This is a genomic window from Bradyrhizobium retamae (assembly GCF_001440415.1).
Taxonomy (GTDB): Bacteria; Pseudomonadota; Alphaproteobacteria; order Rhizobiales; family Xanthobacteraceae; genus Bradyrhizobium; species Bradyrhizobium retamae.
The window spans coordinates 1-10,654 of the sequence record NZ_LLYA01000235.1 but is presented as its reverse complement, the minus strand read 5'-3'; the positions used below and the strand labels follow the sequence as shown (position 1 = coordinate 10,654).

Annotated in this window: 9 protein-coding genes and 1 pseudogene; 7 read left to right on the top strand and 3 right to left on the bottom strand. The window is 56.6% G+C overall.

Annotation, left to right across the window (positions count from 1 at the left end):
* The 4 genes from CQ13_RS44170 to CQ13_RS47550 all read left to right on the top strand — a co-directional run.
* Window positions 1-232 (top strand): hypothetical protein (locus CQ13_RS44170; RefSeq protein ID WP_210183093.1); only part of this gene is annotated, 232 nt, incomplete at its 5' end.
* 84 nt (window positions 233-316) lie between these two features.
* Window positions 317-970: a pyridoxal-dependent decarboxylase gene (locus CQ13_RS46365; RefSeq protein ID WP_245309629.1), complete on the top strand. Its 654-nt coding sequence runs from the start codon at window positions 317-319 to the stop codon at window positions 968-970.
* Between the two features lie 77 nt (window positions 971-1,047).
* Window positions 1,048-1,305, top strand: a complete 258-nt coding sequence (locus CQ13_RS46360; RefSeq protein ID WP_245309628.1) for a PLP-dependent aminotransferase family protein — start codon at window positions 1,048-1,050, stop codon at window positions 1,303-1,305.
* A gap of 682 nt (window positions 1,306-1,987) precedes the next feature.
* Window positions 1,988-2,158 carry a helix-turn-helix domain-containing protein gene (locus CQ13_RS47550; RefSeq protein WP_082637929.1) on the top strand — a complete coding sequence of 57 codons (171 nt, stop codon included), beginning with the start codon at window positions 1,988-1,990 and terminating at the stop codon, window positions 2,156-2,158.
* Window positions 2,159-2,404: 246 nt separating this feature from the next.
* On the opposite strand, the gene CQ13_RS40080 is transcribed toward CQ13_RS47550, so the two are convergent.
* Window positions 2,405-2,881, bottom strand: a complete 477-nt coding sequence (locus CQ13_RS40080) for an Lrp/AsnC family transcriptional regulator (protein WP_057848259.1) — start codon at window positions 2,879-2,881, stop codon at window positions 2,405-2,407.
* 1,961 nt (window positions 2,882-4,842) lie between these two features.
* Window positions 4,843-5,640, bottom strand: a complete 798-nt coding sequence (locus CQ13_RS40075) for a YopT-type cysteine protease domain-containing protein (RefSeq protein WP_057848257.1) — start codon at window positions 5,638-5,640, stop codon at window positions 4,843-4,845.
* 961 nt (window positions 5,641-6,601) lie between these two features.
* On the opposite strand from CQ13_RS40075, the pseudogene CQ13_RS46350 reads away from it, so the two are divergent.
* From CQ13_RS46350 to CQ13_RS45095, 3 genes and pseudogenes are all read left to right on the top strand, one after another.
* Window positions 6,602-7,161 (top strand): annotated as a pseudogene (locus CQ13_RS46350) (IS66 family transposase); the annotation flags it as partial.
* Window positions 7,162-7,715: 554 nt separating this feature from the next.
* Window positions 7,716-8,519, top strand: a complete 804-nt coding sequence (locus tag CQ13_RS40065; protein ID WP_057848258.1) for a Crp/Fnr family transcriptional regulator — start codon at window positions 7,716-7,718, stop codon at window positions 8,517-8,519.
* A 653-nt stretch (window positions 8,520-9,172) separates the two neighbouring features.
* Window positions 9,173-9,358 (top strand): hypothetical protein, encoded by a 186-nt coding sequence (locus tag CQ13_RS45095; protein ID WP_057848255.1) that lies wholly within the window; start codon window positions 9,173-9,175, stop codon window positions 9,356-9,358.
* Window positions 9,359-9,944: 586 nt separating this feature from the next.
* Here CQ13_RS45095 and CQ13_RS40055 read toward each other — a convergent pair.
* On the bottom strand, window positions 9,945-10,654 hold a 710-nt coding region (locus CQ13_RS40055; RefSeq protein ID WP_245309627.1), incomplete at its 5' end, for an IS701 family transposase.

The window sequence follows — 10,654 nt, the reverse complement described above, 5'->3', positions numbered from 1 at the left end:
AAAAGGTCAGCGCAGAATGGGCGCTCATCTGCACCGCTCACAACCTCGTCAAGCTGGCGAGGGCCGCATGAGCCGCTATCATTCGGATAAAACCGGCTTCCCGATGCTAACTGGACAGGCTCCTAGCGTTCACTCGGCTCGGCTGTATGAGCGCATGGCATGGAAAATCATGGGCGAGGTTCAGGTCGGCAGTTCGCCGCCGGTTTTCCCGATCCTCCGCCATCCCTATTGAATGCGGGACGGCGACCCGGCGCCAGGCAACGCGTACTGAAAAGGCCGATAAAGCCAGTGCCTCTAAACCTATACGAGTCTGATCATGCTGGATCTTCATCACCTCGAACAGCTCGACGATCTGTTCCATTCGATGGGAGGAGGCAAGCGAATGTTTTCTCGGCTACCTGCTTGCGAAGGGATTCAACTACGAACCGTTGTGGCGCTTCCTGAAGCTGACGGGCAACAACGGCGGAGATCCATTCAAATCGGCAACCTATCGCGTCAGTTCGCGTACGTTCGAATGCGAAGTCATCGACTTCTTTGCCCGTTGTTTCGGGCACAGTCGGACGAGTTTTGGGGCTACATCACGAACGGAGGGACCGAGGGAAACATCTACGGCTTGTATCTGGGTCGAGAACTGTATCCGAACGGAGTCACTTACTTTTCGCGAGACACTCATTACAGCGTGAGCAAAGGGGTTCATCTGCTCGGGCTCGAACACTGTGTGGTGCGTTCCGAGTCAAATGGAGAAATGAGCTACGAGGACCTAGCGCAGCAGGCGACCCGCGCGCGACATCGCCCGGCCGTCGTGGTCGCAAATATCGGCACGACGATGAAGGAGGGCAAAGACGATGCGCGACGAGTCCGCGCTGTCCTTCGCGACATCGGAATTAATGACGTTTGTGTCCATTCCGACGCGGCATTGTGCGGACCGTATGCGCCCCTAAATCCGAAGCCGGTGTTCGATTTCGCGTGATTAGCGGACACAAATTCCTCGGCTCACCGATGCCCTGTGGCGTCGTTCTCACGCGTCAGCAGCATGTGGAGCGCATAATGCGCACGATCGATTACATCGGCAGCTCCGATACCTCGTTGAGCGGATCGCGCAATGCGTATACCCCGATTGTTCTCTGGTATGCGATCCGCAGCCTAGGTATCGGAGGGATCAAGGGAACCTTCCGTCAATGTGAGCAACTCGCGGCTTACGCAGACGAGGAGCTAAATGCCCATGGCGTGAGAGCGTGGCGCAATCCAGATGCGCTGACCGTGGTCTTCCCTCCCGTTGGAGAATGCATCAAGACCAAGTGGTAGATTGCGACGCAGGACGTCAGCCATCTGGTCGTCACGCCGGGAACGACCAAGCACCAGATCGATGCGCTAATCGAAAGCGAAGACGACGAGAAGGCTGGGGCTCGAGGAATCGGACATTCGTGATGGCTGCGTGTGGCGCGGTTAACCCCCTAACATCGGAGTAGGTGAGGTGCGTCGAGTGTCTACTCCGCTTGCTCTCGAAGGAGATGAATGTTGCAATCACATTGACCGAGCACCGTACCAAACCCTGAGGTAATTCATCATGCATTCGAAGGGTTGTCGGGCCTTAGTAGTCTCGCATTCGTTGCCGGAACGGCCTATCGTACCGAGCCAAACATGGTGCGGTCCTCTCGGTCGGATCCGTCACCTTTGGCTAAGGACTGCCGATAAAAATTTCGATGAACGTTTCTGGAGCTTCGGGCGAATGTCCTCGACGCGATCTCAAGCCGGAGCACCGTTGTGGATCGGCGAGGACAACCAATGGCGACAAACGAGCGTTGCTAGTCGCAAAGCGTCTAGCCGTCAAATCTTGTGCAAGCAATTCCTGCGGGGGACGCCGAGTTGGGTAAGTCAAGCGAGCGGATTGGAAGCGCCCGAGTAAGCTTAAGAAGGAAGCGTGCCGGAGCGGCTTCCGCCTACCGCTGCGCGACAAGGCGCCGATCGATGAGAGAAGGGGGCTGCCATTCGGCGCGCCCGGCTCGAGAGCGGGCTTACGCTTGGCGATGGTGCATCGGCAGCATGTATTTCAGTCCGGATGATCAGTCGGTTCGAAACGGGGCAATCGACCGTCAGCATTGTGCTGCTTGAAAGTATCTGCGCGAGATTAGATAATGACCTCGGCTTTTTTCCGTGAAGTTGAACGACGGGAGAGGCTCAACTCAAAGGCTCTGATCAAGTGGAGGTCGTCCGCTCAGCTGCCAGGTACGGCACACCTATCGCTTGCTGTCGCACCGAAAGGGAGCACGGAAGCTTTTCGAACCCTTCGTCATCAGCATACAAGCAGAAAGCGATAGTCATCCGCGGTTGCTATGCGCGTTAAGTGACGAAAAGCGCGCAAACGCGTCGATCCGCGGGGTGAAACGCCTGCAACAGCGTGTTGTCAATTCTCGGATGGTGCTTCAACGGGAACAGCAAAGCCCGCCTTTACGCGATCCAATACGACCATCGTCTTGAAGCTCTTAATGTCTGGGTTCACATAGAAGAACCGCCGAGTGAACTCCTCATAATCTTCCATTGTGGGCGCGGTAACGTATAGGACAAAATCCGCGTCGCCGGTGACGTAGAAGCCGTTGACGACCTCAACGGACGATCTGATGGCCTTCTTGAATCTATCGATTATATCTGAACGCTCTCGCTCCATGGTCACCAGCACCAGCATTTGAATAGGTCTGCCCACCGCTTTCGGCGAAACGATTGAAACATCGGCCTCGATAATGCCCTCCGAACGGAGCCTCTTCAGTCGTCGTTGACACGCGGTAGCAGAAAGCCCTGCTAGTTCGCCGATCACCTCGGAAGTTAGGCGGTTGTTCTTTTGCACAATCTCGAGGATGCGGGCGTCTATCCGATCGTATTGCATAATCGGCTCCCCGGCCTTGAGGTGAATTTCATCCCGAAAGGCGTCCAAAATATTCCAAATGCATGCGATGATTTCAACAAATGACCGCGTAGGCGATCGCACCGTCTTGGCCGCTGGTAGTGAGTCAGTTCCGCCAGGAGCTGATCATCCTGCCGGATGAAGAGCAGCCAGTGAACGTTAACGTCGACGTATGAATGGTATGAGGCGTTGGTGCGATCACCTGCTGCTCCCCACCTTTGCCAAAGATCGTTCGTTCTAAAGGGGGGCCTATGCTCAAATTTCAAGCTGGCTCTGCTTTCTCTTGCGAAGCTTTTGGGTTCCGGAGATTGCGGGCCCCTCGCCTCTGACTTGCTGACGGATTTGCTCAAGCTGGCGGCCGATCTCGGCCTTCTGCTGGCAACGCGATTGCGCCAAAGACCGCTTACAATGTTCGCATCCTTCTGAAAACGTTGCTCCACGCTCCGGGCCTTCTCCTCGCCTATCCATCGTTGGGGCGCTGCCGCCGGCGGCCCAGGGCGATGACCTCGATGCAACGATAGGAATCAACTTCCTGCCTGAAATCATGCATCGCATTGCCGCCATTCCACCTCCACTGATGAATTCAGTCTAGGCCGGATCGCAGGTGAGCCGAAGGATGGAGGTGAGGGGCTCATGCCGGTAGACTTAGTTACGTGTTGAGCGGCACAGGCACTGAAGTTGACTTGAGCCTCAACGTGAAAGGAAATGTGGTCGCTAACAGCCGTTCGAAGGCGGAACACTGTTCAACCAGGCGTTGCTCGATGAGTTTTCGCTCCTCATCAGGCAACTCGCTTTGAAGCAACGTACGACAACGCCAAATTTCATTCCGCACTGATCTGATCTCACTTAAGCTATCATCAATCGAAGTACTCATGGATGCCGACAGTGTGGAACTAACCTTTGAAAACTTATCAAAGTGTCATCCTTCGGCGAAGCCGCACACTGACTCGCCTTCATCACGAACGTTTCAGGTGTGTTGAGGATGGCCGGAAGATCAGGCCGACAGTGGCATTCATGGCATCAAGGTAGCATCGATAGATGCAGGCCTCGCGCGCCGATCTCGGGGCCACCATAAATCTTAGGCTCTCAATCGAGCCACGGTGGAAGCTTTGCGCATGTTCGCCTCCAGTCGGCATTACGTCTATAGCCTCCCTACATTGTCTTCCGCTTCACCATGCCCGCAGGCGAGGTACAGCGATGCCAAGTCTGAGGTCCGCCTTGTTGGCGAAGCTGCTCGCTCCATCGGAGTGCTTTGCGAGGTTTGCTGAGTTTAACGAATATTTAGATCTTGATTAATGTAATGAGCAGCGCCTCTTCGTGGAATTTCTGCGCTTTGGTGCATTTTTTTGATGGATTCAAGCGGCCGGATGCGATGGGTTTGTGGCAGCACTCGTGAAGTCGCCACTGCCAATACAGGCACGCGAATCGTTTTCTGCGACCCCGTCTGGACGCTACCGCCATAAAGTATGGGCTGATAACGGCGGGTATCTCACTTGGGTTGCAAGCCGCGAATGGGATGAGGTGCTAAGCTCAGTACGAAGTTCGCTCCAATCAGCCGACTGCTCTTCGCCGCAAGCTCGCCAGCGCAACACGACAATGATATCAACCCGTACTCGCTATCCCCAATCGCATCGCCCAACCTCGCAACCAGCGCCGCCTCTTACCCGACGCCCGCGGTTCCGCTTTCCGCAACCGGCAACTGTGATGGACGCGGGGAATAGATGTCGCATTCTAGACGGCACGAGGCTGATTCGACTCCGGTGCGGCAGTTGCCGCTTTTGCCCCCTCGGGCCGAAGACTGCCGATTGCAATCAGACACAGAGGGGGGAAGCCTTCGTATTTTGGATAACATGGTTTGCCTGCCAATTGATAAAAGCATCGGGTCGAGGATGCTTCCTCGCCTTCACAGAAGGCGCCAATCGCCCGAGGCCTGCAGGCCCCACTCAGTGCATTTTTTGTGTTGTGACTGTCGACAAATGCTGCCCGTTGGGGTTCCTGTAACGATTGGCGAGGCTTTGGAACAATCCAGCGATCTGGTCTGGTTGAACCGTAAATTCTCCATAGTTTGGATCGAAGAGCGTGGTCATTCCATTCGACGCCGACGTCGCAACTGTGTGTGCGCCACCTTCGGCGAAATACAAGCTGAGCAAATAGTTCGATCCGTCTTCGGTGATTTTTTCCAGCATGCGCGAGAAGCGCAAAGGCTCGCCGAAACTGTATTTCTTCTCTTTTCCGGATGGTGCCAAGCCTGCTTCCTGCAATATGGTGTTTTGTGCCTGAAGGTCGGCCTGAGGAGCTCCTGCTCCCTCGCTTCGCAACTGATCCTTGAGGTCCTGATACTGCTGCTGCCGGACAGTCGCTGAGTAGTGCCTTTGCGATCCGGGTATTAGCGCATTCATTCGGGCTGACGGGCTGTTGTTGAGATTGCGGAGCCACTCCGCAGTTAGTCCAACGCAAATGCCGTTGACATTCGCCTGAGGCAATTCGGCCGTCCTGTATTGGAACAGGGAGGTGCTCGGCCTCGCTGGAGAGGATGTACTGGGGTTGCTATGAAAGGTTGGATCCGACGCATGTGGCTTGCTGGCGCAGCACCCCATTTTGTCGGGCAACTCCGCAGGTGGCAGGTTCCTCCGCAGCGCGAGATCCGCAAGGGTTTCTGTAAAGCTGTCGCTGTCCACCGACTGATTCAGCTCGTCACCTTGGCTAGCGCGTGTGGATGAGCCACTGATTCGATTATACATGGCGATTCGCGTTTCCCTTCGGCGTACGTTTCGTCGCAGTGAGTTCGGGCTGCTTAGGCCCTGCTGCGAAAGGTACTCAGGCAAGCTGACGACGAGCTGACGGGCAGTTGTTACCCAGCTTAGAGAGCATGAGGAAGGACATCGGTCCAACGACGAGTTGATGGCGATCTGTGCTTCACCAAGATGGTCGGACTTCAATCTCTCTTCGGTTCAATTTGATCATGCTGGCCGACGCTGCTTAATCGACCTCCGCCTTTGCTCTCCCAATCCCTGACGGGCAATCCATCTCTGTCCGGGCACCTAGGGCTTCACCTTCCTCGCCTCGTGACGGCGTGGGCGCTAAGCTCGCAAATCAGCCCAGTCAAGGCTAGATCCCCTTGAGCCATTCACATCCCTTTCGATTTTCGATAAGGCAAGCGCCTGAGGTGCAAAGCTGAAAGCCGTTCGCCAAACTTCGCCATGACTGTATTTTGAGCAGGCGGATCAGTGCCGCGACTAGCGCCGGTTGTCCGATCGGGCACTGGCCGGTGAACCATTGAGCCTTTGCTGACCCCGATTCAGGAGGCCGCCGTGCTCGGGCCGGCCAAGGCCCAAGGCTTTCGGTGGCGCAAAAATGCGGCCAGCCTTGACCGCCCTGCGCGCGGCGGCCGGCGAAATGGGCGGTCGGACGGAAGATTGCCGGCGATGCGGTCGAACAAAAGAATGGACTTGCGGGCCACGTGTCGACGAGTGTTGCCTTCCCAAAAAACACCGCTTGTCCATTTCATTTCGCTGCTGGCTTCGCTGCGGGGAGGTGAATCAGGAGCATCGAACGCGTCGCCAGATGGCGGCGAATATGATCTGAATCAGGTGGGAGCGACGACCTGCCGGGACGATCCCGAGACTCTGAAAACCGATGCTGCTTGCCGAGCCGTGCGAGAGCGAACGGCTGCGGCAGATCATCAAGGAATTACGGCCGCCAGGCATTGAGCTCGATCGTTCGACGCTGGCAGCTGGGCGGGGCAGGCAGCCTTCTGTTGCGTGAGCGCCTCCTTGGCAAGATCAGGCAACGGCGAAAGCTGTTAGCCGACGAGACGACGATCCCAGGTGCTCGATCCCAGCCGAGAGCGCACCAGACCGGTCAGCTCTGGGCTTATGCGCCCGGACGACCGGCCATGGGGCGGCGCCGATCCGCCCGGTATCGCCTATGTCCACGCCCCCGATCGCAAAGCCGACCGACCAATCGCCCATCTACCAGGCATCAAGGGGATCCTGCAGGTCGATGGCTACGCCGGTTATGGCAAGTTGGCCGAGCGTGACGACGTTCAGCTTGCATTCTGCTGATCGGCATGCGGCGTAACTTCTCCGAACTTGCCGCCCCTGGTCCTGCGTCCATTGCGGGCGAGGCGCTCAAGCACATCGACGAGTTCTATGCCCATCAAAAGGACATCGTGGCTGTAGCGCCGAGGGCGCCGTCTCGTTCGGCAACAGAAAAATCAACCGCTGGTAGAATCCTTCGAGCCGTGGCTACGCAACGCTCTCGTTGGCGCGCTGAGGCCGCCTTGCGGCCACCGTACTTGAGAAGCAGTTCGACGAGGATGAACGGATCGTCTCGATGCGTCGCGGCACGTGGGATAAGCCAGTTGCCGCCCATCGGGCCCGCGACGAGAGAATAGCATTCCTTCATAAATGAGGTGTTGAGCAAGCATTGTCTGATTGTCGCGAAAACATCAGAATTTTCGCGTGACGAAAATGAACTTCGCGGCAAAGGGCACATGATCAAACTGTCGTGTGACATCCGAAATTGTCTCTGCGGAGGCGCGCTTGCCGTAATTGGGCTGTCATCGCCTCACGCAGCGGACTCCGCACCAGGCTGAAACGGCTGGCGATGCGCGAAGCAATTAAGGTGGCGTTGACGGCTTTAATTGTGCCTGCGCTATTGAAATCCGTCGAAGAAGGGCGCTCGAACGCGGGATTTGAGCGTTAACACGAGGCTCATTGCATTAATCAGCATGAAAGTGTTGTTACAGTCCCAATCAATTTTTCGTTACGGGTCAGCGGGGGTGACCGCCGCATGTCAGGAGAGGGGCCGCACTATGACCGACCACGTGCCCGCCGTCCTTGAAGCGCTTGACGGCTCAAGAGATGCAGCTCTCACGCAGGTGTCCGGCACACGGCCGATGCTTGACCGGCCTGTTAAGGTGCGTCCTCCTACGCGCTCCTTTGTCAAAAATGCGATTCTCGCCCGTCTTTCTCTGCAAGACCTCGCGGCAGTAGGGGAGTTCCTTGAGCCGATCGTGCTGAGAGAACGCATGATCCTGCAGGAGCCGAAAAGGCATCTTGATTACGTCTATTTTATCGAGTCGGGCCTCGTCTCGCTGAGAATTGTCGCAGCGGAAAGCATCCTTGAAACCGCAGTGATAGGACATTGGGGTGCGGTCGGCGCTTCGCTCTTAGTGGTAGGGCATCTTTCGACGCACCAATCTGTTGTGCTCTTTCCCGGAAATGCGCATAGGATCGGTGTCGAGGATTTGCGCCGGGTGACGAAGGAGCGTCCTGAAATCCGAGAACATCTTCTTCGGTACGTTCAAGCGCTGACCTTGCATTGCGCTCAGACAGGATTGTGCGGGGTTCGGCACGATCGCGAACAGAGGCTCGCGAGCTGGCTCTGTTTGGCGAGTGATGCGCTGGGCGCTCACGTGCTTCCAGTCACCCATGACTACCTTTCGTTCGCGTTGGGGTTGCGCCGCGCTGGTGTAACCGAGACGCTAATCCGATTTGAAGAACAAAGGTTGATTCGCAAGATGCGGGGCGTCTTGCAGATCCATGAACGCAAGGGCCTCGAGCAAAAGGCATGTGGTTGTTACAAGCTTCTTTCAGGCACTTATGCCCTTGTCTGAGTCCCTCAGCAAGAGAGCGGGCGGTTAGCAAAATCGCCAAAGCGTTCAGTGCATCTCAAAGCACAGCCCGACATGCCTGTCCACGTGCTCCGGAATTGCTACATCGAGGGCACGGGCTTTGTCGCGCACTGTGAGGACCGTGCCGAATTTGCCGATCTCACCACGGAATCTGCGGTAAACGTGCTCACACGTCAATTTTCTTTCTGGCTCTGATCATGGTCGATCGTATGTAGCCGCCTTTGTCGTCGGTGACGCACTTACCGCACCTACAATATCGTCCAACGGTCGGAATCTGGCGCTCGGCTGCGCGTTACGACGGCGAGCGCCAACCTTGCACGCATCGGTATGGTTGCCAGAATGATCTTGTTAAGTGTCATCATGATCGATGACCGTTCCCGAATGCCACTCTGTTAACTAAGCCCCAAGGTAAATGGGCGCTGCATTAATCGTGTCTCAGTGCGGCAACAGCCGTTCTGTTCCTCATTAGGAACAGCAAAATATGACTCCACAGTGCTTATTGCGGAGATCAGTATCCAAAATATCGGGCAGGCGGATCGAGCGTTTTTTAACTGATTGTTTAAGCCCGAAGGTCGCAGCGCGAAAATGCCTGCGACCTCTTTTCGCTCGGACTCAGACCAAATATGAACTGACGAATGGCCTATTTGATCTTTGCCCGCGATGGCACAAGCTGCATTGTATTGAAGCGAGACAGTCGGGATGGAGCCGAAAAGAAAGCGCGCGAGCTAAGGGAGCTAGGCTGGTTCGATGTGCAGATTCAAGAAGCCGCGCCAGCCCGAGCGAAGAGCGCCAGCCCCATAAAGGACTCGGATGGCAATTGAGGTCTGCGATCAAGACGGGCCGCAGGCCTCCAGGTCAAGCTTACCTTGGAGTCGATCTGGTCAGGCCGGTCATCAACGAGGTCCAACAACAAGGCGGCCTGGAGGACCGTCTAAAGTTGCCTCTTGATGTCCATCACTGGGATGGTTCGTGATTAGTGCTTGTCTCTGACGGATTTATTACGGGTGGGCTATTGACGCTTCTCGCTCTTTGGCACGCGGCGCAGTATCTGTCTTATCCGCTCGTCGCGTTCCCGTTTGAAAACTCACGCTCGCGATGCTCGAAGGCCGCGAGCTCAACCGTGGCGCTTCCTTGGGGCGAAAGCGAACGCCGTGGGCGCCAGACACCGCCATACCGTGAGTAGCCCACGGAGAACGCCAGCTGGCTCGGCCGGGGTCCCAGGTACTTCTACGCAAAGGCCCGCCAGACCGAGCAATTCCTGCGCAACGCTTAGTCCTACTGCGTCATAATTTTCACCGACTTCGACGTGAGATTGGTCTGATGCAACAAGGGCATCGAGATAGTGTGGACACGAGAGCCGCGTTCAATCTTCTCCGAACGGTGGCAATCGAATTTGGGACGTGTCGTTCAGGCCGCAATGGCGGATCCCCTCGGTCGATAAGTTTCGGGAATTGCAGCTTCCTTGAACAGCTTGGTGGAGGCTGTTTCTGAGGGGGGAATCGTTTCTCGCTCGGAGACCAGAAATCCGTAGGCGGCAATGCACAGTGTTGCGTGATGGTGGAAGCCACGCCAGCTTCGCCCCTCGAAGTGGCCAAGGCCAACTTCCTGTTTGAGTTCGTGGTAGTCGCGCTCAATGCGCCAGCGCAGCTTGACGATATCGACGAACTGACGGAAGCCAATGTTCGCCGGAAGCGTTGACAACCAATATTTGGTCGGCGCCTCCTCGCCTGCCGGCCACTCGATCAGCAGCCATTCCTCCGGCCGGCTTTCGGCGCGCCAGTAATCTCGATGTGCCGGACGGACGCGCACACGGGCAAAGCGCGAGGACAACCGTTCTGCCGTACCCTCACGCCACGTGATCTTGTGCCAAGCATGTGATGGCAGGCCGATCGCAAGCTTCTTGGCCGAAATCGGTCGGTGCTTGCTGTCACGCCGCAGCAACTTTGGAGGTCGCCCGTTCCCCGACCACTTCTTCGGCGGCCGCGGCCCAGTTCCAGGCGTCCATACCGAGGTTTGTGGCAGGATGCCAGCCACATAGCTCAGGCCAAGTGCGGTGATATCTCCACGCAGAGCGGTGTCGGTGCCATAGCCGGCGTCCATCAGTACCACGCCGCGCG